General features: G+C 69.2%; 24 protein-coding genes and 1 tRNA gene. 13 read left to right on the forward strand and 12 right to left on the reverse strand.

The window, feature by feature from the left end:
• Positions 1 to 218: 218 nt before the first annotated feature.
• The gene (locus PH189_RS15550) at positions 219 to 854 is read right to left on the reverse strand and encodes a maleylpyruvate isomerase family mycothiol-dependent enzyme (RefSeq protein WP_274189712.1); all 636 of its coding nucleotides are present in this window, start codon (positions 852 to 854) and stop codon (positions 219 to 221) included.
• Between the two features lie 45 nt (positions 855 to 899).
• Between PH189_RS15550 and PH189_RS15555 the strand changes: the two genes are divergently transcribed.
• Positions 900 to 1,199 (forward strand): DUF1330 domain-containing protein, encoded by a 300-nt coding sequence (locus PH189_RS15555; protein ID WP_274189713.1) that lies wholly within the window; start codon positions 900 to 902, stop codon positions 1,197 to 1,199.
• On the opposite strand, the gene PH189_RS15560 is transcribed toward PH189_RS15555, so the two are convergent.
• The 4 genes from PH189_RS15560 to PH189_RS15575 form a co-directional block, all read right to left on the reverse strand.
• Entirely contained in the window at positions 1,196 to 1,960 is a 765-nt protein-coding gene (locus tag PH189_RS15560; protein ID WP_274189714.1) for an SDR family oxidoreductase, read from the reverse strand. The two genes, PH189_RS15555 and PH189_RS15560, sit on opposite strands and share 4 nt — an antisense overlap.
• Positions 1,960 to 3,126 carry an acetyl-CoA C-acetyltransferase gene (locus PH189_RS15565; protein ID WP_274189715.1) on the reverse strand — a complete coding sequence of 389 codons (1,167 nt, stop codon included), beginning with the start codon at positions 3,124 to 3,126 and terminating at the stop codon, positions 1,960 to 1,962. The genes PH189_RS15560 and PH189_RS15565 overlap by 1 nt, the downstream gene beginning before the upstream one ends.
• Before the next feature lie 59 nt (positions 3,127 to 3,185).
• Positions 3,186 to 4,016 carry an oxygenase MpaB family protein gene (locus PH189_RS15570; protein ID WP_274189716.1) on the reverse strand — a complete coding sequence of 277 codons (831 nt, stop codon included), beginning with the start codon at positions 4,014 to 4,016 and terminating at the stop codon, positions 3,186 to 3,188.
• Positions 4,017 to 4,100: 84 nt separating this feature from the next.
• Positions 4,101 to 4,625: a hypothetical protein gene (locus PH189_RS15575; RefSeq protein WP_274189717.1), complete on the reverse strand. Its 525-nt coding sequence runs from the start codon at positions 4,623 to 4,625 to the stop codon at positions 4,101 to 4,103.
• Between the two features lie 92 nt (positions 4,626 to 4,717).
• Here PH189_RS15575 and PH189_RS15580 point away from each other — a divergent pair, with 92 nt between their 5' ends.
• Entirely contained in the window at positions 4,718 to 5,488 is a 771-nt protein-coding gene (locus PH189_RS15580) for a bestrophin-like domain (protein WP_274189718.1), read from the forward strand.
• 3 nt (positions 5,489 to 5,491) lie between these two features.
• On the opposite strand, the gene PH189_RS15585 is transcribed toward PH189_RS15580, so the two are convergent.
• Complete coding sequence (locus PH189_RS15585; RefSeq protein WP_274189719.1) at positions 5,492 to 6,268, reverse strand: SIR2 family NAD-dependent protein deacylase; 777 nt, start codon at positions 6,266 to 6,268, stop codon at positions 5,492 to 5,494.
• A 177-nt stretch (positions 6,269 to 6,445) separates the two neighbouring features.
• Between PH189_RS15585 and PH189_RS15590 the strand changes: the two genes are divergently transcribed.
• Positions 6,446 to 6,964, forward strand: a complete 519-nt coding sequence (locus PH189_RS15590) for a hypothetical protein (protein ID WP_274189720.1) — start codon at positions 6,446 to 6,448, stop codon at positions 6,962 to 6,964.
• 74 nt (positions 6,965 to 7,038) lie between these two features.
• Here the strand turns inward: PH189_RS15590 and PH189_RS15595 are convergent, their stop codons facing one another.
• From PH189_RS15595 to PH189_RS15605, 3 genes are all read right to left on the reverse strand, one after another.
• The gene (locus PH189_RS15595) at positions 7,039 to 7,461 is read right to left on the reverse strand and encodes a hypothetical protein (protein WP_274189721.1); all 423 of its coding nucleotides are present in this window, start codon (positions 7,459 to 7,461) and stop codon (positions 7,039 to 7,041) included.
• Positions 7,458 to 7,817 (reverse strand): hypothetical protein, encoded by a 360-nt coding sequence (locus PH189_RS15600; RefSeq protein WP_274189722.1) that lies wholly within the window; start codon positions 7,815 to 7,817, stop codon positions 7,458 to 7,460. Before PH189_RS15600 ends, PH189_RS15595 begins: the two co-directional genes overlap by 4 nt.
• A 151-nt stretch (positions 7,818 to 7,968) precedes the next feature.
• Entirely contained in the window at positions 7,969 to 8,880 is a 912-nt protein-coding gene (locus PH189_RS15605; RefSeq protein WP_274189723.1) for a LysR family transcriptional regulator, read from the reverse strand.
• Between the two features lie 75 nt (positions 8,881 to 8,955).
• Here PH189_RS15605 and PH189_RS15610 point away from each other — a divergent pair, with 75 nt between their 5' ends.
• On the forward strand, positions 8,956 to 9,858 hold the full coding sequence (locus PH189_RS15610) for an EamA family transporter (protein ID WP_274189724.1): 903 nt from the start codon (positions 8,956 to 8,958) through the stop codon (positions 9,856 to 9,858).
• Here PH189_RS15610 and PH189_RS15615 read toward each other — a convergent pair.
• Positions 9,834 to 10,037 (reverse strand): hypothetical protein, encoded by a 204-nt coding sequence (locus tag PH189_RS15615; protein ID WP_274189725.1) that lies wholly within the window; start codon positions 10,035 to 10,037, stop codon positions 9,834 to 9,836. The two genes, PH189_RS15610 and PH189_RS15615, sit on opposite strands and share 25 nt — an antisense overlap.
• 458 nt (positions 10,038 to 10,495) lie before the next feature.
• Here PH189_RS15615 and PH189_RS15620 point away from each other — a divergent pair, with 458 nt between their 5' ends.
• From PH189_RS15620 to PH189_RS15635, 4 genes are all read left to right on the forward strand, one after another.
• Positions 10,496 to 11,800, forward strand: a complete 1,305-nt coding sequence (locus PH189_RS15620) for a cation:proton antiporter domain-containing protein (RefSeq protein ID WP_274189726.1) — start codon at positions 10,496 to 10,498, stop codon at positions 11,798 to 11,800.
• Between the two features lie 221 nt (positions 11,801 to 12,021).
• A tRNA-Arg gene (locus tag PH189_RS15625) sits at positions 12,022 to 12,094 on the forward strand.
• A 92-nt stretch (positions 12,095 to 12,186) separates the two neighbouring features.
• Entirely contained in the window at positions 12,187 to 13,581 is a 1,395-nt protein-coding gene (locus PH189_RS15630; protein WP_274189727.1) for a tyrosine-type recombinase/integrase, read from the forward strand.
• 286 nt (positions 13,582 to 13,867) lie between these two features.
• A complete protein-coding gene (locus PH189_RS15635) occupies positions 13,868 to 14,158 on the forward strand; it encodes a hypothetical protein (RefSeq protein ID WP_274189728.1) in 291 nt (96 codons plus the stop codon).
• On the opposite strand, the gene PH189_RS15640 is transcribed toward PH189_RS15635, so the two are convergent.
• Positions 14,155 to 14,352: a MerR family transcriptional regulator gene (locus PH189_RS15640; RefSeq protein ID WP_274189729.1), complete on the reverse strand. Its 198-nt coding sequence runs from the start codon at positions 14,350 to 14,352 to the stop codon at positions 14,155 to 14,157. The two genes, PH189_RS15635 and PH189_RS15640, sit on opposite strands and share 4 nt — an antisense overlap.
• 505 nt (positions 14,353 to 14,857) lie before the next feature.
• Here PH189_RS15640 and PH189_RS15645 point away from each other — a divergent pair.
• The 5 genes from PH189_RS15645 (at position 14,858) to PH189_RS15665 (ending at position 18,800) form a co-directional block, all read left to right on the forward strand.
• Complete coding sequence (locus PH189_RS15645; protein ID WP_274189730.1) at positions 14,858 to 15,460, forward strand: hypothetical protein; 603 nt, start codon at positions 14,858 to 14,860, stop codon at positions 15,458 to 15,460.
• Positions 15,461 to 16,909: 1,449 nt separating this feature from the next.
• Positions 16,910 to 17,221, forward strand: a complete 312-nt coding sequence (locus PH189_RS15650) for a hypothetical protein (RefSeq protein WP_274189731.1) — start codon at positions 16,910 to 16,912, stop codon at positions 17,219 to 17,221.
• Positions 17,218 to 17,421: a hypothetical protein gene (locus PH189_RS15655; protein ID WP_274189732.1), complete on the forward strand. Its 204-nt coding sequence runs from the start codon at positions 17,218 to 17,220 to the stop codon at positions 17,419 to 17,421. The genes PH189_RS15650 and PH189_RS15655 overlap by 4 nt, the downstream gene beginning before the upstream one ends.
• The gene (locus PH189_RS15660; protein WP_274189733.1) at positions 17,418 to 17,693 is read left to right on the forward strand and encodes a hypothetical protein; all 276 of its coding nucleotides are present in this window, start codon (positions 17,418 to 17,420) and stop codon (positions 17,691 to 17,693) included. Before PH189_RS15655 ends, PH189_RS15660 begins: the two co-directional genes overlap by 4 nt.
• An 834-nt stretch (positions 17,694 to 18,527) precedes the next feature.
• Positions 18,528 to 18,800 carry a hypothetical protein gene (locus PH189_RS15665; RefSeq protein ID WP_274189734.1) on the forward strand — a complete coding sequence of 91 codons (273 nt, stop codon included), beginning with the start codon at positions 18,528 to 18,530 and terminating at the stop codon, positions 18,798 to 18,800.
• Positions 18,801 to 19,609: 809 nt separating this feature from the next.
• Here the strand turns inward: PH189_RS15665 and PH189_RS15670 are convergent.
• The gene (locus PH189_RS15670) at positions 19,610 to 20,503 is read right to left on the reverse strand and encodes a hypothetical protein (RefSeq protein WP_274189735.1); all 894 of its coding nucleotides are present in this window, start codon (positions 20,501 to 20,503) and stop codon (positions 19,610 to 19,612) included.
• Positions 20,504 to 20,982: the final 479 nt, after the last annotated feature.

A 20,982-nucleotide genomic window follows, 5' to 3' on the forward strand; every position in this document is an offset into this window, starting at 1 on the left:
CGAGGGCAACCGAGCTTGCGTGGTTCGCAACCGACGGATCGACTCGATCACACAACGCGTGAGAGCATCCGGAGATGTTCACTCTGAAGAGTGACAGGGAGTGAGGGCGGCCCGGCGACGACGGAGTGCGAACCACGCGGCGCCGGGCCACCGAGGCCATCGTCGCAGATCACGACGTCACGTCTGCACCGACACTCGGTGTCACGTTCGGTAACCGGTCAGCCTCGAACCGGACGACACCGACCCGCGAGGACGCCCAGACCCGGCCCCTCCAGCTCGTCGAGCGCATCGGGTCGCCCGGCTGCCGCCATGAGCAGCGCCTCGCCGGGCCCCTGGACCTCGGTGCCGCGTCCGGAGGACCAGTCGAGGTCGGTGGCGACGAGACGCAGGCCGCGGGTGCGCACGAAGGCCCGGACCGGCGGTGCGACCATCGCGAAGTCGAGGACCGCCCGCAGACGTTCGGGCGGGATCTCGCGCGGGAGGCCGAGCGGGCGGCGGATGTCCTGCTGGTGGATCGCCCCGTCGGTGAGCGCGATCCGGCCGCCGAAGCGCGACGGGAGACCCGCCGGCGTCTCGTACCGGCGCACCAGGTCGAGCAACCCCCACGGTTCGAGGTCGCGCAGGTCGTCGACCACGCGCTGGTTCGCGCGGTCCGGGGAGAGCCCCGCGCCCGCCATGGCCCGCACGAAGCCGGTCATGCCCTCGAGGTCGTAGCCGATGACGTGCGCGACGACGTCGCGGACCCGCCACGCGGTGCACAGCGTCGGGGCGTCCCACTGCTCGGGCGTGAGGGTCGCGAGGAACGCGGCGAACTCCGCCCGCTCCTCGCGGGCCAGAGCGCGGGTGTCGGCCATGGCCTGGGATCGTCCCCTCCTGTCGCCCAGAAGAGGAGCCCCCGGATGGCCGTCGCCTACTGGATCAACTACTTCACCGCCGTGCACGACCAGGAGAAGGTCGCGGCCTACGCCGCACTCGCCGGGCCCGCGATCACGCAGGCCGGCGGGCGCTTCCTGGCGCGCGGCCCCGCGGCCGCCGTCTTCGAGGGCGCCGGGACGGTGCAGCGCACCACGCTCATCGCGTTCCCGGACGCCGACGCCGCGGTGGCCGCGTACCACTCCCCCGCCTACCAGGAGGCCCTGCGCGCCCTCGGCGACGGCGCGGAGCGGGAGATCCGGATCGTGGAGGGGCTCCCCGACTAACCGCCGCCGACCGCCGACTGCAGCCGGCGCATCCCGGCGAGCCAGCGCTCGTAGTCCTCGCCCTTGCGCCGGAAGTAGGTGAGCACCTCGGGGTGCGGCAGGACGAGGAACTCCTCGCGTCCGATCCCCTCGACGACGGCCGCGGCGACGGCCTCGGGCGTGAGCACCTCGCCCGCCGCCTTCACCGTCCCCGTGGCCAATGCGCCCATGCCGTCCGGGTCGGTCTCGAGCATCGGCGTCGCCACGCCCATCGGGCAGACGGTGCTGACGCGGACACCGCGCGAACCGTAGGTGACCGAGAGCCACTCGGCGAACGCCACCGCCGCGTGCTTGCTCACCGCGTAGGGCGCCGAGCCGATCTGGGTCAGCAGCCCGGCCGCCGACGCCGTCGAGACGAAGTAGCCCTCGCCGCGCTCCAGCCACCCGGGCAGGAGCAGTCTCGCGGCGGTGATGTGGGCGCGCAGGTTGACGTCGAGCACCGTGTCCCACACGGCATCGGGGGTCTCGACGGGGTCCGTGCCGGCGCCGACGCCCGCGTTCGCGAGGTAGACGTCGACCGGGCCCACCTCGTCCAGCAGCGCGGCGGTCGCGTCGGCGTCGGTGACGTCGAGGGCGCGGGACTCCGCGGCGCCCTCGACGTCCGGGGCGTCGCGGTCGGTGGCCACCACGCGGGCGCCGGCCTCGGCGAGCGCGGCGACGAGCGCCCGCCCGATCCCCCCGCCGGCCCCGGTGACGACGGCCGTGCGATCACGCAGCTCCACTAGACCGTCTCGATGATCGTCGCGTTGGACTGGCCGCCGCCCTCGCACATCGTCTGCAGCCCGCGGGTGCCACCGGTGCGCCGCAGCTCGTGGATCAGCTTGGTCGCGAGGATCGCGCCCGTCGCGCCGAGCGGGTGGCCCATGGCGATGGCGCCGCCGTTGACGTTCGTGCGCTCGAGGTCCGCGCCGGTCTCGTGCGCCCAGGCGAGCACGACGGAGGCGAACGCCTCGTTGCACTCGACGAGGTCGATGTCGTCGATCGTCAGGCCGGCGCGGCGCAGTGCGTCCCGCGTCGCCGGGATGGGGCCGGTGAGCATGAGCACCGGGTCCTCGCCCACCACCGACAGCGTCGTCACCTTCGCCACCGGCGTCAGCCCGTGGGTGCGCACGGCGTCCTCGGACGCGACGAGCAGCGCGGCGGCGCCGACCGAGACCTGGCTGGAGACGGCGGCGGTCAGGGCGTAGCCCTCGCGCAGCGGCGGCAGCGTCGACATCCTCTCGACGTTCGCGTCGGGCCGGATGCCCTCGTCGCGGTCGAGCCCCTCGAGCGGCGCGATCTGCGAGGTGAAGCGGCCCTCGTCGGTGGCGCGGGCGGCGCGGCGGTGACTCTCCACCGCGAACTCCTCCATGCGCTCCCGGCTGATGTCCCACTTCTCGGCGATCAGCTGCGCCCCGCGGAACTGGCTGATCTCCTGCTCGCCGTAGCGCTCGATCCACCCGGCGCCCTCGCGCCGGGTACCCATGCGCTCGAGCACCGCGGCGTTGGCGTCGATCGGGACGATCGCCATGTTCTCGACGCCCGCCGCGATCACCATGTCCTGCGTGCCCGAGAGCACCGCCTGCGCGGCGAAGTGCAGTGCCTGCTGGGACGACCCGCAGGCGCGGTTGATCGTCGTCCCGGGCACGTGCTCGGGGAAGCCCGCCGAGAGCCAGGCGGTGCGCCCGATGACCCCGGCCTGCGGGCCCAGCTGGCTCACGCAGCCCATGAGGACGTCGTCGACGGCGCCCGGGTCGATGCCCGTGCGCTCCACGAGGGCCTTCAGCGCGTGCGCGCCGAGGTCGGCGGGGTGCACGTCGGCGAGCGCGCCCTTGCGCGTCCCGACCGGCGTGCGGACGGCGTCGACGATGTACGCCTCGGTCGCGGCCACGGTGCCTCCGGTGATCATGGGGGATCTGCTGACGCCCAGTGTCAGCGTGGCCCCAGGCCGACACCAGAGGTCTCGCGTCACCCCGCGGCGCGGGCCTCGCGCACCAGGCGCCGGGCGCGGGCGATCTCCGGCGGGGCGGGGATGTCGGGGAGCAGGTCCGACGCGGTCCGGAGGGCCTTGAGGGCGAGGGTCACGCCGACGTCGGTCGTCGGCAGACCCGGGAGGCCGTACATCCGGCGCGCCCACCGGGGCAGGGTCGTGAACGAGATCGCGGCGATGGAGGAGAGCGCGAGCGCGATCCCCGTCGGGGCGCTCGGCTGCGGCGTGAGCAGGCCGCCCACGCCACGACGCGCCTCGTCGGTGAGCGCCAGCTCGGGGCGCACGCGGTCGAAGTAGGTGGCGAGCTCGGCCCGCGACGCCGGCACGATCGCGGGGTCGAGGCCCACCACCTGGGCCGCGCGCACGCTCTCCGCGACGTAGGTGTCCGCCTCGGCGTCGTCGACCACCCCGGCCCGGCGGGCCACGTCGACGTACGAGTCGATCTCGGCGTTGTGCACCCAGAGCAGGTTCTCCGGATCGTCGAGGGCGAACGACGTGCCGTCCGGCGCGCGGCCCTTCAAGGTCGCGTGCATCCGCCGCACCCGCGCTCCGGCGGCCTCGACGTCGTCGTGGGTGCCGAAGGTGCGGGTGCCGACGAAGCCGACCGTGCGCTGGAAGCGCGGCCAGGCCTTCTTCGGGTCGAACAGCGCGGAGTTCTGGAACGTCCCGCGCATCACCCGGGGGTGCAACGACTGCAGCAGCAGCGCCCGCATCCCCGCGACCCACAGCACGGGCTCCAGCTGGACCCGCCACGTCACCGACGACGGGCCGAACAGGCCGTCGTCGATCTCGTCCGTGCCCGTGCTCACGACATCCACCGCCATACCGCTGGGGTCACCGATCCCGGTGGGTCCAACCTCGTTCGTGGCGCGTTCGACGCCGCGTCCCGCGGGTCAGTCCCGCGCGAGCCTCGCCGCCTTCTTCTCCACCTTCGCCTCCGCCTGCGCCGCGCGCTTCTCGGCCTTGCGCACCGCCTTCTCGGCGTTCTTCGCCGCCTTCTTCTCCGCGCGCCGGTGGCCGTTGCCCAGCACGAGTGCGACGCCGATGCCCAGCATCCAGATGTCCTTGGCGATGGGCGTGCCCTGCTGGGTCGGACGCAGGTTCCCGTCGTGCATCCCCGGCGTCCGCAGGTAGAGCCCGAGCATCCCCGCGGAGAAGCCGGTCAGCGCGGCGCCTGCGAGGCGGCCGGGAACGAACGGCGCGAGCAGGGTGGCGCCGACGGCCATCTCGCCCACGGAGAGGGCCTTGAGGAACGTGGGCGGGTCCATGTCCTTGAGGAACGGGTAGGTGCCCGACGCGAAGCCGTGCAGCCCGGCCGCGGTCTCCTCGTCGCCGGACCACTTCTGGAGGCCGGAGTTGAGGATGAAGGCACCGGTGGCGAGACGCTGCGGCACCTGGGCGAGGTCGACAGAGGTCATGATGCGATCGTCCGCCCGTGGCTCCTCGCGCGCCAACAGGGGGTCGCTCCCGCTAGTCTCCCGCGCGTGTCCGCCGCGGACCCGGACCCCCGATGACCATGCTGCCGATCTGGGTGCTGTTCGTCCTGCTCGTGGTCGTGGTCCCGCTGCTGGTCACCGGCATCCAGGTGCTCGTGCGCCGGCAGTGGCCCCACCTCGCCGAGGGCGAGCACAACGACGTCGCGGGCTATCTCATCGCGATCGTGGGCGTCATCTACGCCGTGCTCCTGGCGTTCGTCGTCGTCGTCACGTGGCAGCAGTTCAGCGCTGCGTCGAGCACCGTCGGGCAGGAGGCGAGCGCCCTGCGTGGGCTCTACCGCGAGACCGTCGCGTTCCCCCCGGAGGTCCGTGAGCGCGTCCAGGCCGACGTGCGCGACTACGCCGCGGCCGTGGTGGCGTACGAGTGGCCGGCGATGAGCCGGGGCGAACCCGGGTCCCCGGCGGTCGCGGCGGTGCTCGACCGCACCGCGGAGCACCTCGCCACCCTGCCGGCCGATACGGCCATCCAGCAGGCGTACGTCGCGGTCGAGGCCGACCGTTTCGCCGACGTCCTCTCGTTCCGCTCGCAGCGCCTCGACTTTGTCGGACAGGGGCTCCCCGGTGTCCTGTGGGTCGCGCTGGTCCTCGGCGGCGTGGTCACGATCAGCTTCGGGATGATCTTCGGCTTGCGCAGCACGGCCCTGCACCTGTTCATGACGGGCAGCCTCGCGGCGACGATCGGCGTGCTCCTGTTCGTCGCGATCGCGATCGACCAGCCGTTCCGCGGTGACGTCGCCGTGCAGCCCGCGCCCCTGGAGCGTGTGTTGTCCGACTTCTCGCGCTGACGATCAGTCGGGCGGACCGGGTACCAGCCGCGGGAGGATCTCGCCGGCACCGCCGCGCAGCACCACGGTCGCGACGTCGTCGTAGGGCGTCGGCTCGGCGTTGACGATGACCACCGCGGCGCCGGCGGCCGCGGCGAGGTCGACGACCCCGGCCGCCGGGTGCACGCCCAGCGACGTCCCGACGGCGAGCAGAACGTCGGTGTCGACCGCGGCCCGCCGGGCCCGCATCAGCACGCCGGCGTCGAGCTCCTGGCCGAACGAGATGGTCGCCGATTTGAGGACGCCGCCGCAGTGCCGGCAGGGCGGGTCCTCCTCGCCGGCGGCGACGCGGGCGAGCGTGTCGGCCATCGGCGCGCGGGTACCGCAGGACAGGCACTCGGTGTAGTGCATCGTCCCGTGCAGCTCGACGACGAGCTCGGGCGACGACCCGGCCGCCTGGTGCAGCTCGTCGATGTTCTGGGTCAGCAGCGCGAGCAGCCGGCCGGAGCGCTCGAGGTCGACCAGCGCCGCGTGCGCGGGGCCGGGGCGCGCGGTCCAGACGGGGTGGGTGGCGCGCTGCCGCCAGGCCTCGCGCCGTACCTCGGGGTGGGAGACGTAGGCCTGGAGCGACGAGAGACGCTCGGCCGCGGGGTTGAGCGTCCACACGCCCTGCGGCCCGCGGAAGTCCGGGATGCCCGAGTCGGTGGACACCCCCGCGCCGCTGAGCACGGTCACGCGCCGGGCGCGGGCGACGAGCTCCGCCGCGTGCGCCACATCCCGGTCCGGAGAGTCGTCACGCATGCGCACACGGTCGCATGTTCGCTGGATCGGGTGACGTGTGTAACGCGCGCATGATTCACCCCGACCTCACCCGTGCGGCGTCGCGAGCACCTCCGGGTGATGGAACCCCCGGCTCCCGCCGCGGAGTGGAGGGGTGTCGTGGGGACCCACCGCAACACGTCGTCTCGAGTCATCGGTGTGCACAGCCTCCCGACGGCCGTCATCTCGCTGGTCCAGGAGCAGGCCGAGGTCCGCGGGCTCGTCCGCGACCCGCTGCCGGAGGTCACGCACGCGGTGCGCACCGACGACGTCGTCGAGTCCGGCCGGTGGTTCGGCCGCAGCCGCACGCGTCGGCGCACCGTCGAGCTGCTGCTCACCCCGGACGTCCTCGTGGTGACCGACCGCGACCCCGACCGGGAGGGCCCCGACCCCGACGCCCAGGTGACCTTCCACCGGGTGCACCAGCTCGAGGTGACCGCCGTGGACGTCCCGGAGCCGGGCCTGAGCCTGCTCAGCACGCCCGTCGGCTCGACGGAGCGCAGCTCCCGGCACGTGCCGTCGGACGGTGGCCCGGAGGTGGCCCGCTTCCACGGCGCCGTCCTCGAGGCCGCCGAGCGCTCGCGCCGCGTCGCCGAGGTGGCCCCGTCCGCCGTCCCGTCGTCGCGTGTGCCCTCGGACGCGGAGTCGGTGGGCTCGTACTCGCGCGAGCTGTTCTGACCCGTCGGGCCCCGTCGGGACGACACGAGGCGAGACGTCGCGTGAGCGGTGACGGCCCCGCCGGTGCTGTCTGCTCAACCCTCGGCGAGGCCGCCCCGACCGTCGGGCGTCGGCCGACGGCCGACGGGCATTTCCCGATCCGTCCCGGTGCCGAAACGGGTCGGGCGCCCACAGTCCCTGCGCTCGGCGACACCCAGGGCGTCGTCGATCCGGAGCACGAGGCTCAGCGACCGCTCGGTGCCGATCTCGATGAGGTCGTCCCGCAGGCTCGACGCGTAGGAGCGGATCGAGGCGGACGGGGTGGGCGCGCCGTCGCCGAGGTCCACGAGGACCGCGGCCTCGTGGCGGATCCGGCCGACGCGCGCGACGTCCGGGTCGTCCGCGCCCCCTTCGTCGGTCCAGTGCAGGACCGCGCGGGCGGCGCCCCGGAGGCGCGCGGTGGCCGATACGCCGGGCTCGGCGTTGACGTGGGGTTCGGCGTGCTGGGAGGTGCTCATCGCTCACTTCCGGGGAAGGTGCCGGCCGCGATCTCCGGGTCGGCCGGTGCACAGCAGAGTGCACGCACGGAGTCGCCGAGGTCCTCGGCATCGGACGGCGCGGCCGTGCTCAGCAGGGCCGTGAACTGGCCGGGATGCGCCCCGGCCAGCGAGACCGCGAGACCGGTGGCCCCCGTGGAGAGGGCCTGAAGACCGTCGAGGGCGGCCCTGTGACACTCGGTCACGCCGGCCATGTCGATGTGGAGCCTGGTCTGCCCGCTCCCGTACAGCAGCCGGCAGTAGTCCAGGAGGCTGTTCGTCCCGGCCGCGTCGAGCGGGCCGGCGAGGACGAGCGTGCGCGGAGTGTGTGCGTACACGGAACGAGCCGGACCCCCTCGACGAGCGTTCACCGCGCCCTGGGGCGCGCGTGTCGTGCCGTTCGGCGGGGTCCGAGCCGAGGTGTGTCCGGACAGCCTCGCGCAGCGCCGTGGATTGGTCCAGCCTTCGCAGGAGTGGCGGACACGCGGCTCACCCGTCGTCGGCTCGACGCACGATCCGGTCGAGGACCAGGGCCAGTGCGGGCCAGCCGGCGCGTCCGCGGCGGGTCACCGCGTAGGCGCGCAACCGGACGCCGGGTCCGGTCAGCGCGAGGACCTCGACGCCGGGCCGGGGACGACGGTCGCGCGGCAGGAGACCGACGCCGAGCCCGGCGAGGATGAGGTCCTCGACGAGCTCGAGACTGTCCGCCTCGTGGGCGAGGCGCGGCGCCACGCCGGCCATCGAGGCGAGGGTGCGCAGCACCTGTTCGTCGGCCCGGTTGCGGGAGTTGCCGATCCAGTCCCGGTGGGCGAACGCCGCGACCACCTCGAGGGCGTCGAGGGCGCCGGCGGCGGGCGGCACCTCCGCGCTCGGGACCGCGAGCCCCCAGTCCGCCGACCACAGCGGGATCGCGGTCAGATCGGGGTCGAGCGCGGTGGGAGCAAGGTCGTAGTCGTAGGTCAGGGCGAGGTCGATCTCGTCGGCGGCGAGCATCGCGTGCGCCTCGGCCGGCTCGTACTCGCGGATCGTCAGCGCCACCTGCGGGTGGGTCACGGCCAGGGCTGTGACGGTCGGGACCACCCCCCGCCGGACCGCCGTCGCGAACCCGGCCACGCGGACGACGCCGTGGGGCTCGGCGTCCGGGTCGAGATCGAGCTCGGCGGTCTCGACCGCGGCGAGGATCGAGCGGGCGTGCTCGGCCAGACGGCGACCTTCCGGGGTGAGCCGAGACCGGCGTCCTGCCGGCTCCACCAGGGCCGCGCCGACCTCCCGCGCCAGCGCCGCGATCTGCTGCGAGACCACCGACGTGCTCGTGCCCAGCATCTCCGCCACCACCCGCATCGAGCCGTGCCGCGCGAACTCGACGAGGTAGGGCAGGCGGCGGGTGTCCACATCCGCCATCGTCCGTGACCTGCGGACGTTGTGTCCACGATCCTCACGTGGACGCGAACGATCGACTCGCTTTCACTGGTCGTCGTGGCCGCCCCGACCTCTCCGCTCGTCCTCCCGTCCTCGCCCCGCACCGGCGCTCTCATGGCGACGGGCTCGATGCTGTGCGTCCAGGTCGGGCTCGCCGCCTCCGTCGGCCTCTTCGACCGGATCGGGTCGACGGGCACCGCCGCGCTGCGCCTGCTCTGGGCCGGGCTCCTGCTCGCCGTGATCGCGCGTCCTCGGCCGTCGGCGTTCACCCGGTCCGGGGTCGCGGCCGCCGCCGCGCTCGGCACCGTGACCGCCGGCCTGACGATCCTGTTCACCGAAGCGCTCGCCCGTATCCCGCTGGGCACGGCGGCGGCGCTGGAGTTCCTCGGCCCGCTCGGAGTGGCGCTGCTCCGCGGCCGCGGACGGGCGCGCGGCTGGGCCCTGCTCGCCGCGCTCGGCGTCCTCCTGCTGACCAACCCCTGGCAGAGCGGCCTCGACCCGGCCGGCGTCGCCTTCGCCCTCGCCGCCGCGGCCTGCTGGGCGGGCTACATCCTGCTGACCCGGCGCGTGGGCGACCAGGTCGCCGGCCTGACGGGGCTCGGGGTGTCGATGCCGGTGGCCGGGTTGGTCGCCACCATCGTCGCCGGGCCGAGCCTGGTGGGTTCGATCGAGACCGGAGCGCTGGACCTGTCCGTGCTGCTCGCGGGCCTCGGGATCGCCGTGATGCTCCCCGTCGTGCCCTTCAGCCTCGAGCTCCTGGCCCTGCGCCGGCTGACCACCGCCGCCTTCGGCACGCTGATGTGCCTCGAGCCCGCCATCGCCCTCGGCGTCGGCGTGCTCTTCCTGAGCCAGACACCGTCACCGGCCGCGGCGGCCGGCGTCGCGGCCGTCGTCCTCGCGGGGATCGGCGCGGAACGGGCCGGGGCGCGGCGGGCTCAGTTCTCCACGAGTGCGTCGTAGCCGAGCACGCTCGCGGCGCCCTCGAGGTAGGCCTGCCGGTACGCCGGCGGGATCCACTCGGCGGTCCGGAAGACGGCGAGCGCGGCGCTGTCGTAGATGTCGTCGAGGTGCACCTGGGCGGGGGCGCCGCTGTCGTCCTGCTCGCCCGGAGGCTGGGCGCCGTTCGGTGAGTCGGCCACGAGAGACCAGGGTGCACGTGTCCCGCCCTGGGATCCACCTCACTACCGGTGTGTGTCGCGGCCCGTCTGAGGCAGCAAGCGCTTGCTCGCGACATCTACGGCAGGGTGAGGACGACGACGCCGCTGCGCCGTCCGACACCGGCACCCCACGGTGGGTGCCCCGGGCCGGCACCACCGGAGGTCCCCCTCGCCGAGGTGTCGCGTCCGCCCCACCTCGTCGCGGCGGACGTGCGCTCATCCCTCTCGGGTGAGGCACCCCGCTGCCCTCTCCTGCACGGTGGCGGGAGGTGCGCGACCCGGCCTGGTCGGCGAGAGGACTCGACGATGCTCGACGACGCGCGATGTGCGGTATCGCCCGCGCCCGGAGGCACTCTGCGCCGCGGACGTGGGTCCGCTCCCGGTGCGTGGGCCGACGTGCCGCGCGTCGACCGCGCTCGCGGGAACGACGGTCGACCGCGGTGCCCGTGACCACCGCGATCCTGGTGGTCACCGCCACGATCTTCGCGTGGGGGCTCGTGTCCGCGCGCCTCCAGCGGGCGGACGTGACGGCCCCGATCGTCTTCGTCGCCATCGGCTCGATCATCGCCGTGCTGGGGCTGGTCGACCCGTTCACTGCTCCCGAGCGCCTCAAGCCTCTGGTCGAGCTCACTCTCGTCTGGGTGCTCTTCTGCGACGCGGCGCGGGTCCGGGTCTCCGACCTCCGTCGCGACATGGGCCGTGACGTGCGATTGCTCGGGATCGGCCTGCCGCTCTCGGTCGCCCTCGGGTGGGTGCTGGCGCTCTGGCTCGTTCCGGGGCTCGACGTGTGGCTCGCCCTGCTCGTCGCCGCGGCGCTCGCGCCCACCGACGCTGCGCTGGGCGTGCCGGTCGTGACGAACCGCGCGGTGCCGGCGCGCGTCCGCCGGCTCATCACGGTGGAGAGCGGCCTCAACGACGGCATCGTGACCCCCCTCGTCGTGGCGGCGATCGCCGGGGCAGCGTCCGCCGAGGGACTCGCCGGGGCGGGCGGTGTGGGCATGGCGGTGGCGGAGCTGGCCATCGGCGTGGTCGTGGGCGTGGCTCTGGGGTTCGGCGGCGGCGCCCTGCTGAGGTGGGCGCGTCGCAGGGGATGGTCCGCCGAGGATTTCGCGGGTATCGCCGTCCTCGCGCTCGCCATCGGCTGCTACCTGGGCGCCGTCGCCGTCGGCGGGAACGGGTTCGTCGCCGCCTTCTGCGGCGGGCTGGCCTTCGGCGCTGCGGCGGGCCGGCGGGAGCGCGCGGAGACCGTGTTCCTCGAGCAGGCCAGCGGCCTGGTGTCCCTGCTCGTGTGGATGGCGTTCGGCTTCATCGCGGTACCCATCATGCTCAGAGGCCCGGATCTGATCGTCGTCGTGTACGCGGTACTCAGCCTCACCCTGGTGCGCATGCTGCCCGTCGCCCTCGCCTTGATCGGCACCGGCCTCGATCGACGGACCGTGCTGTTCGTGGGCTGGTTCGGCCCCCGTGGCCTGGCGTCCCTGGTGTTCGCCCTGCTCGCCGTGGAGGAGCTCGGCCCGCGGGCGGACCCGGCCGTCCTGGCCATCGGGATGACCGTGCTCATCAGCGTGCTCGCGCACGGGATCAGTGCCGCACCCCCGGCCGTGCGCTACGGCAACGCCGTGAGCGCCCACGGCACCGAGCCCCAGGGCGCGATCCCCGACATCCCTGTTCGAGGACTGCCGCGGCGGCGCGAGACCGACGAGGTCCAGAAGACCGGCCCCACGCCCCCGCCCCCACCGGACTGACAGCGTCGCTGGCGATCGCGTCCGGCGCGGACGTCACGGTCCTGCAGCTGATGCTCGTCCCGGAGACCGCGACGATGACCCTGGACCTGGAAGGCCCCTGTTCCCGACGGGCGGGACGAGCTGTCCGACCGCTCCGACGACGCCGCGTGTGAACCAGGAGCACACCCGCGACGCCGAGGAGGCGACCAGTGATCACGAACGTGCAGCTACGCTGCGTCCGGGCCCCCGTAGCTCAGGGGATAGAGCACCGCTCTCCTAAAGCGGGTGTCGCAGGTTCGAATCCTGCCGGGGGCGCCGGGCCTGACCTGCACGTTCACCGTTCGACCCCAACGCTCACCCCGTAATGGGAGGGACTCGGGGGATGAAATCGGCCTAACCTCCTTCCCGTGGGCGCCACCAAGAGCCGAAGCCGGGGGTACGTCGAGCAGCGTTCGAGCGGCTCCTACCGCGCGGTGATCTACGCCGGCCTCGACCCACTCACCGGCAAGGAGCGCTACCTACGGGAGTCCGCTCCCACCCGCAAGGAGGCGCAAGCCGCTCTCGCGCGGCTCCAGACCAAGGTCGATGAGAAGCGCCACCCCCGGACGAACACCACCTTGGGCGCGCTCCTCGACCAGTGGATGGAGGTCTCCCACCACCACGAGAGCACCGCGGAGAGGTACGCGGAGCTGATCCGCATCTACCTCCGCCCGACCTTCGGCACGATGCCCGCCGGGAAGCTCGACGCAGAGGTCCTCGAGCTCTTCTACGCGCGGCTTCGCAGGTGCCGCGAGTTGTGCTCGGGCAGAGCCAGGCCTGGCCACGTCTGCCGGCCGCTCGCGGCCAACACCGTGCGCAAGCTCCACTTCGTCGTGCGTGCAGCGCTCGGCCTCGGGGTCCGGTGGCGACACCTTGGCGTCAACGAGGCCGAAATCGCCCGCCCGCCGGCCTTCGAGCGGCACGATCCCGACCCTCCGTCGACCGAGGAGGCCGCGGCGTTGCTGAACGAGGCGGCGTCGGATCCCGAGTGGTGCCTGTTCCTCTGGCTGACCATGGTCACGGGCACGCGCCGCGGGGAGATGTGTGCGCTGCGGTGGTCGGACCTCGACCTGACGCGGAAGGTCCTCTCCGTCACGAGGGCCACCAACGGTCGACGGGAGAAGGACACCAAGACGCATCAGGGTCGACGGCTCGCGATCGATGAGAAGGCCGTCGAGATGCTTCGCGCACACCGGGAGCAGCGGGTCGAGCTCTGCGCGAAGCTCGGCGTGGAACTCCTCAACGACGGCTTCGTCTTCTCCCTGACACCAGATGGCTCGCGACCGTTGCGGCCGGCGACAGCGACCCAGCGCTACCGGCGTCTTGCCGAGCGGCTCCGTCTCCGCAGCACGCGGCTGCACTCCCTGCGCCATTACTCCGCCACTGAGCTAATCGCCGCCGGCGTCGACATCCGCACCGTCGCTGGCCGCTTGGGTCACGGGGACGGCGGCGCGACGACGCTGAAGGTGTACGCCGCTTGGGTGGCCGAAGCGGACAAGCGAGCCGCCGCCGCCATGGGATCGATCGTCCCGCAGCCGCGGGCCTCAGCTCGAGGGCCTCGAGCGCCCTACGAAGAGGTAGCGGCAGCACTACGGAATCGGATACGCACTGGCGAACTCTCCAGCGGAAGCGAGTTGCCGCCCGTGGCAGATCTCGCCCTCTCCTCCGCCGTATCCGTCGGAACTGCTCAACGAGCCGTTGCGACGCTGAGCAGCGAAGGACTTGTCAGGACAGCGCCAGGTCGTCGAACCACCGTCGTCTGAGCCGGCGCGGGTCGAACACCAACTTGAACAACGCCGAGGGGCGGACTCAGGCTCAGATCGCCTCCGCACACGACGACTCGAACACCAAGCTTCCCGGTGGCATGACCCGGCCGGAGTCTTGGGCCTGACGAGCATCGTCGGCGTGGCGGGAGCAGGAGAGGTCGTCACACCCAATCACGTAATCCTGCCCCAGGAGGGCGGAAGCTGCGGGCGCAGCTCCTCGGCGTCCTCCACGAAAACTTAGTGCACCCGCCGCTGATGACCTTGCCTGGCTATGCTCTAGAGCATGTTTCCGCAGGTCAGCGACCCGCCGGACCACTGCGGCCGTGGTACGGTGACTGCCATGCAGCGGCGGCGTGACGGGTGGCGAAGCACGGTGCGCTTCGTCGGCTTCCCGGTCGTCAACGCCGCCACGATGGTCGCGGGCTTCCATGAGCACCCCACGCACATACAGCTCACCGCCTACACGGTTGGCGTGGTGGCGTCGTTCGCGGTTGCCCTCGCGATGGACGACAAGCCGCCTCAAAAAAAACGCGCTTTCGCATGCTCTACAGCATTTGCGGCCACGACCCGCTAGCTGTCGCCGTCCTCGCCGCGCCGCTGTAGCTCGTCGAGCTGCCGGCGAAGCTCGCCCAAGTCCCATCGACGGTGACCGGAGGGCAGCACTGTTGCCGGCACGAGCACCCCGTTGGCCGCGTACCGGGCGAGGGTCCGCGAGGACATGCCCACCTCACGGGCCGCCTGCGCGGTCGTCAGGTAGTTGGGCGCCACGCGGCGGACGGTAGTGGCTGAGTTGGCTCACTAGGCCGTGCGTGGCTGACCTGACAGCACTTGCCGATTTGGCTGAATTGACTGGCTTGACCTAGTCTCGCTGGGTGTCCTCTACCTCTCTGCCGGCTCCGAGCCGGCACCGTCTCGGCCGCTCACCCGGTCAATGGACGATGCGCGGGGACACCCGCCGACGGGTCACGCTGATCGCCCGTCTCCGGCGTCTGTGGGGGCGGTGAGGTGGCGACCTATCACCTCCATGCCCGTCTGTTCGAGGGTTCGCTAGCCGCACCCACCCGCGACGAACTACAGACGCGGGAGAGCGACGACTACGCGGCTGCCGTGGCCCTCGCTGAGGAGTTGGCCGCACGAGGGTTCGCTGTTTGGGTCTACCGGCACGATCACCTCGCGCACGCCGGCCGGCCCGGTGACCCGGCCTCGTCCTCGCCGTATCGCGTTGTAGCGGAGTGGCGAGCCGATGGGTCACGCCTTCGCTAACCTCCCAACCATGATCCCGCCGTGGCTGGTCGCACTCCTTCCATGGCTCGCGCTCCTCATCTCCCTTGTAAGTGTCAGCTTTGCGATCGCCGCCTACGTGCGTGCCGGCACCTGGCGCGAACAAGAGCGCAGAGAAGCCCAGCCCTATTTCGTCGTGACCGCCGAGCCGATCACGGATCTTCAACATCTCTTCAGCGACGACGAAGAAATACGCAAACAACCAGCGGAAACTGGCGAAGTGCTGGTAACCGTGGAGAATAGATCATCCGAAGCGGTGTCTTTGAATCACGCAGCCTTCGTGGAGGGAGGGAAGCGTGGCGGCGGGGGTACCAATGTCGCCGAGGATAAGTTCCCTACCCGCGTAGAGCCCAAAGGTGGCCAAGTCAGCTTCTCAATTCCAGGTTGGATGTTTGATCCACTCATGGAATACGCCGAGCCGATGGGAGACGGCCGAAGGCGGGAGAAGATCAGCGTCTTCGTGAGCATGGACCCGTGGACGAACAGGACCCGGGAGCGCGAGTGGCACTCTCGCGTCTTCATGGTGGAGCGAATCTTCAGGCCAGAAGTTTTCAGTGACACCGATTTTGGAAACGTGGAGCCCCCAAAGGCGTGACGCTCTCTGATGAGCGGCACTCTGTCGCCCCGATGCCGGGCGTAGAGGTTCACCTAATCCACAACCTTGGACGTGGTTGAGGACTGGGGTCACGAGTGAGCGAGTGGGGCCACGCCACGGCGAGAACAAGGTTCCGGTGAACGGAACTGCCATGGCCGCGAAAGGAACGCTAGCTCGTCTGACAGACGAAGCGCAGGAACGAAGTTCCAATTAGCATGTGTGTCGGAAAGCACTTAACTATTTTCGCACTAATGCTGACCAGCAACATTCGTGGGAGCGTTAGGCCGATTGAGCAAGCCGTAGATCAACAAGTGCCCTAAAATGGGTCCGCTTTCCCGGACCCCATGATATAATAGGCCCCTGCACGTATGTTGTTAGACGCGCTTAATATGAATCTTGAAGGTACCCGGCACTCCGCCCTACGGCTATGGGCGGATGCCGACGTTGCGTAGACGTAGCCGCCACAGAGAGACATTGCCAAATGTACGATCGAATGATTGCCGTTCTGAACGGCACAATGCAGGGACCCGGCGAGAAGCCGGATCACAACTTCACTGTAGCCGTCGTGATCCTCCGGAACATGATCAAGCGTGGCCGGGGAGCGGTACTGACCACGCGCGGCTACGTGGCTCGTGAGGCCGGCGTTTCTGAGCGCGGGGCGAGCACCGTGATTGACCGGCTCGTCGAGGCCGGTCACTTCGATGACGTCACCGACGATCCGACGGGTCGCTACACGCACGCATGGGCGCAGAAGAGCAACCTTCGGGAGACCGCAACCGTGCTCCGGCTCGGCGGCACACTAGTTACACCCCTACCCAAGTTTGCAGGCAAAGAGGCTGCCCCTACCCAAGCTTTACGGGGTGACGAGCTGCGTCACTCTTCCGGGGGACACCAAGTTTGCACACAGGGTATCTATGACTATGTCATAGATAAGCCGGGGCCGAGTGATAAGCGACCCCTTGGGAGCAATGAACGAGGCACCGGCAATATCAACTACAAAGGTCTATCCGTGGGAGGCTCTGAAGCCTCCCCCGTCCAGCAACTAACCCTGTTGAAGGATTTCCTGTTTACCATCATGCCACCTATGTCACAGGACGAGGACGGACGTCCGGTCCGTCCTCCGTTGAATCCTAAGCAACTCCGTACCTATGCCTATGTCCTAGATTCAGGCCGGGTTTGCTACCCGGCTGATCTAGTCCGTGATCTAGGCATGGGACTGAATAAGGCTCGCCGAGCCTTATCGACGCTCGGCGACAAGAGTGTCATTCAACGTCCCCCGGATGGCATGGGATGGGAAGCCGGCCCTCTGAGACCGGCTGACCTCGTCGACTACTCCACGGCCGACGCTGCGCGTCAGCTTCAATGCATGTCCTGTGGAAAGCTGACGGATGACTTCCTTTGTGCGGAGTGTGAAGGTCCCATTACTTAGTTTGGAACGAAAAGATGTCCATGCTTGATGAAACCGTCTATGACGAAAACGGTTATCCGGCCCGGCTCGGCTACGGAGCCGGCCAGTCGGATGACTTCTACCTAGCGAACATGCCGTTTGCCGGCGAGGACTACGGGACCCGCGTCGTCTCCGCCACGGCTGCGGAGCGTGCCGGCCTCGCTCGACGAGGCCAGGTCTACTCGTGGCGCGCTCGTGGCCGGCTGCGCCCCGTCGTCTGGAATGCCGATCAGCGTCCGTGCTACCTCGTGACGGAGCTAGAGCGGCTTGCCGCTGAGGCTGCGACTGATCCTCGCTACGGACGTGCCGCATGACCTACGAGGTTATGACCGGCCTGGACTTCAGCTTTGAGTCTCAGCTTCCGCCGGCTGTCGTCCGCCAGGCCATCGAGCACGCCCGGCCTCCGATCGTCGCGTACGGCTCCGACGAGTCCGGCCCGATGCGGCCGGCCTACCGCTGGGATGACCTCGTGCAGGCCGTGCATGACCTGGCCGCTAGCCGGCAGGCTGCGTGACCGGCTCCAACCCACCGCCGGAGCTGTCCTGCCCGTTCGACTCGCTAGAGGACGAGGCACGAGCCCTACGCAGCTACGTCGAGCGCATGGAGCGCCGGCCTCTCCCGGAGCGAGCGCCGGCAACCGTCGGCTATGTCGACGAGGACGGAGCCGGGGCGTCCCGCGAGGACGCGCTAGTTGGCGTGTGGGGCACTCACGAGTTCAACGCCGGCCGCCGGCACTACCGCAATCCGTTCACGGGCACTGCGATCACCGATCGGAAATCGGCCTGAGTTGCCCTGAGAGCTTTTACCCTTACCGCCCTACCGGGTCGGCCCTGCGAGGCCGGCACCGTTGAACTCAGGGCCAGGAATCTAGGAGTCGCCATGAATCGTCTGTGCCGATATGAGGCTTGCGTTGAGCCGGTGCCCGATGGTGGCCGGCTCTGCCTTCGCTGTCGAGCTGAGACGCATCGGCCGGATTTGCCTAAGGGCGTTCGCCGGCCAGGCGGTGACGTGAGTTCCGCTGACGACAACCGCGTGACTCCGTTCGACCGATAAGACTTGACCCGGAGGGCTCGACGGTCGGTCGTCGGGCACTTCTTTATGTCACGATTCTGGGTGCTGAGCGCTTTGCTTCCTCTCCGTTGCGGTTGCGCTCGCTCTCCGGGTCATCACATTTGCTCTCTAACAACATCAACAGCCTTCCCGGCCCCACCACACTAGGGAGGGCCGTTCGAGCCGGCTACGGCTCAATGAGGAAAACGGACAACGCTATGAACAGCAACGTTAGAAACATAGATTCTGCCCCGTCCCGCCGGCTCAGGCCGGCTGACCTTCCCACCCTGTCGAGCGTGGCCGATTTGACCGCACTCGGCGTGCGCAACGCTGCCGATCGTGTGCGTCGGTGGGTTGCTGCCGGCGACCTCCACGAGGCAGGGACGTACTTCCCGCCGAGCGGTAAGCCACTGACGCTGTATCAGACCGAGACGGCCCTAGCCCTCGCTGAGGGCCGGCCGGCTCTAGTCGCGTAACTCCATCAAAGAAGGGTTTAAACCTATGGCAAAGACTCAGCAGACTATGACTGTCACTGAACTCGCTGACCACCTGAATTGTAAGCTCAATGACGTGCGCGCCTTCATTCGAGAGCGGCACATTGAGTCTGTCAGCACCGATGACCCGGAGCCGTTCGAGTTCCCCTATAACATTAGCGACCCGGTGAAGCGACAGAGTTACCTGATCGACTACTCGGATCGTGTGCGCAACTCCGAGCCGAACCGGCGTCGATACGCGCTCAGCGACTTTGCCGGCTTCATGCACCCATGGGAAGGCGACACGGCTACCCGTCTCGGCATGGGTCAGAGCCTCGTTGAGCAGAAGCGCGCTAAGGGGATGGGGTAATCATGACGGACACTCAGAATAGCGGTACGGACAGTACACAGAACGGCTCTACCTGGCAGCTCACCCGCGAGGACTTGGCCGATAAGACTCCTGAGGACATCATGCGGGAGTTTGCGGAGGGTCGATACGATGACCTTCTGAAGCCTAAGCGCGATAGCTAGCCAATCACAGACCACTCGTGCAAGGGCACGAGTACGGGCGTCAAGGTCACCGCCTCTATTGCCGGTGTGGCTAGAGGACAACGGAGCTACGGGTACGAACTGTGGGAATCCGAGCGGGATGATCCCTGCGCCCGGCGAGGGGACGAGGTAGGCGCATCGTATGAGGCTGTGCGCCTGCCTCTCTCTCCTAGCCCTTCCGCACGAGGTACCCCCTGCACATACCCCCTTGTGTGTGCTACCCCTTATCGCTACCCCTTGCACAGCACAGCTTTTGATGCAATGCACAACCCATACACGCACTAGCTAATGCACTAATGGGTATGGCTATGGCATACACAAGGGCACACGCCTACCCCAATGCCCATACCCCCCTGCCATACCCCGATGCCATGCCCTATGGCATGCACCATGCCAACGCACAACGATTGTCAATCAATGTTCGTTTTCCTTTTCTCTCTCTTTCTTTACTTTTCTTTGTTTTCTTATCTCGTCGCTGACCTCGTCGAGCAACGCCACCGACTCGCGCCGATCTAGCGACACCTACCCCCTGCCCTACGGGGGGTGCCCCACCGACCGGCACCGGGCGGGACCGCCGGGGAGGGCTCTCCGGGGTCTGTCAGGTTCAGAACTTCCAGTTCGTACCAAACGCTACTCGACCGAGGCCCATTCCCGACACTTACTACGAGCGAAAGTAATTGCCCAACCTAGCCTCTCGTAGCCCGCGACTCGGTATTGAATCGACCGTAAAGCTCGACAAGCCTCCTCGAATCGCACTCGGTCTGCGTCTCGGTGCTCCAACGAAAATTGTTCATCGTCGGCGGCGTTGAGATACTGTTCAGACTCTTGAAATTCTAGAATCCAAGCCTCGACGTATCGAATGGCCCCGCCAGGCCGAAGGTGATCAAGTTCGGAGAAGCCCTCGCGTCCTGAGTCGAACCAGGCCGTTAAGGCGAAGATTAGCTTTGGATCAATTGGCTGGAAACCTTCAAGAGCAGCTTCGGGGACCAGCTCCTCTACGAGCAGCCTCCATGCAGCAGCGAGGGTTACCCAAGAATGCGACCTGAGGTAGGCAGGGCTTGCGAGGGTGTGTATAAGCGCCTCGACCAGAGAGTCAATGCAGTTCGCGCAGTCAGCGATAGTAGCTTTGCTTACCGTCGCGTTTTCAAAGATTGCCTGCGCGACCTGGCCGGCCCCATTCATCGAACGCCAGGCGTAGACATGCGCCCACCACGCTTGCTCGTCAGTCAGGTACGGCGACAATAGAAATGTCCTCTCATTGGCTAGCTCATCCAAGACGTAATTGAGTCGGCGCAGTAGTCTTCGCTTCTCGCGAATAGCGTCTTGGCCTCTGACGAGACGTTGCAAAACGAAGAAGGCTAGGGGCACGCCGAAACATGCGGCCGTAAAGCTGGAGGCGAGATTTATTGTGAATCCCTTGGTATCTAGCCATCCCGCGGGGTACCACTCCTGCCACCCGACAAGGGCAATCGCAACTCCGAGCAAGGGGAGTAGGCGGAGGACCCACGTGAGCAGCCGTGACACGACAAGTGACGGTAGCGAGCAGGGAGAGCGACGTGCTGCGGCCATCCGTGGGCTGTCGTAACGCCTGCCGCCTTCTGTCCGATACGGGCGATGGTGCCAAGATCCGTCGATCCGGGGGGACGCTTCGATGACGCAGGACCCGCGCCAGCCGCCGCAGCCGCAGTGGGACGCTCAGCAGGGGCAGTGGGTGCTCCCCGGACAGCCGCAGCCGCAGCCGCAGCCCACAGGTCAGGGACAGCCGTATGGTCAGACCGGCACCTACGGGTACGGACAGTCAAGCGGGCCGATGCCAAGTCAGCCGTACGGGCAGCCGTACGGGCAGCCGTACGGACAGGGTCCCCCGCAGCTCCCCCCGAAAAAGAGCCGCAAGTGGCCGTTCGTGGTCGGAGGCGTCTTCCTCCTGCTGGTGGTCATCGGGTCGGTCAACAAAGACGACAGGTCGTCCACGCAGACGTCTAGCCCGTCCCGGTACACCACGT

Origin of the sequence: Actinomycetospora chibensis (assembly GCF_028737215.1) — a bacterium.
Taxonomy (GTDB): domain Bacteria; phylum Actinomycetota; class Actinomycetes; order Mycobacteriales; family Pseudonocardiaceae; genus Actinomycetospora; species Actinomycetospora chibensis.

What these genes read in the sequence shown, in the direction of transcription:
- PH189_RS15550 (WP_274189712.1), bottom strand. Translation starts at nt 854, where the DNA reads ATGGCCGACACCCGCGCTCTGGCCCGCGAGGAGCGGGCGGAGTTCGCC.
- PH189_RS15555 (WP_274189713.1), top strand. Translation starts at nt 900, where the DNA reads ATGGCCGTCGCCTACTGGATCAACTACTTCACCGCCGTGCACGACCAG.
- PH189_RS15565 (WP_274189715.1), bottom strand. Translation starts at nt 3,126, where the DNA reads ATGATCACCGGAGGCACCGTGGCCGCGACCGAGGCGTACATCGTCGAC.
- PH189_RS15575 (WP_274189717.1), bottom strand. Translation starts at nt 4,625, where the DNA reads ATGACCTCTGTCGACCTCGCCCAGGTGCCGCAGCGTCTCGCCACCGGT.
- PH189_RS15580 (WP_274189718.1), top strand. Translation starts at nt 4,718, where the DNA reads ATGACCATGCTGCCGATCTGGGTGCTGTTCGTCCTGCTCGTGGTCGTG.
- PH189_RS15585 (WP_274189719.1), bottom strand. Translation starts at nt 6,268, where the DNA reads ATGCGTGACGACTCTCCGGACCGGGATGTGGCGCACGCGGCGGAGCTC.
- PH189_RS15595 (WP_274189721.1), bottom strand. Translation starts at nt 7,461, where the DNA reads ATGAGCACCTCCCAGCACGCCGAACCCCACGTCAACGCCGAGCCCGGC.
- PH189_RS15605 (WP_274189723.1), bottom strand. Translation starts at nt 8,880, where the DNA reads ATGGCGGATGTGGACACCCGCCGCCTGCCCTACCTCGTCGAGTTCGCG.
- PH189_RS15635 (WP_274189728.1), top strand. Translation starts at nt 13,868, where the DNA reads ATGTTTCCGCAGGTCAGCGACCCGCCGGACCACTGCGGCCGTGGTACG.
- PH189_RS15645 (WP_274189730.1), top strand. Translation starts at nt 14,858, where the DNA reads ATGATCCCGCCGTGGCTGGTCGCACTCCTTCCATGGCTCGCGCTCCTC.
- PH189_RS15650 (WP_274189731.1), top strand. Translation starts at nt 16,910, where the DNA reads ATGCTTGATGAAACCGTCTATGACGAAAACGGTTATCCGGCCCGGCTC.
- PH189_RS15655 (WP_274189732.1), top strand. Translation starts at nt 17,218, where the DNA reads ATGACCTACGAGGTTATGACCGGCCTGGACTTCAGCTTTGAGTCTCAG.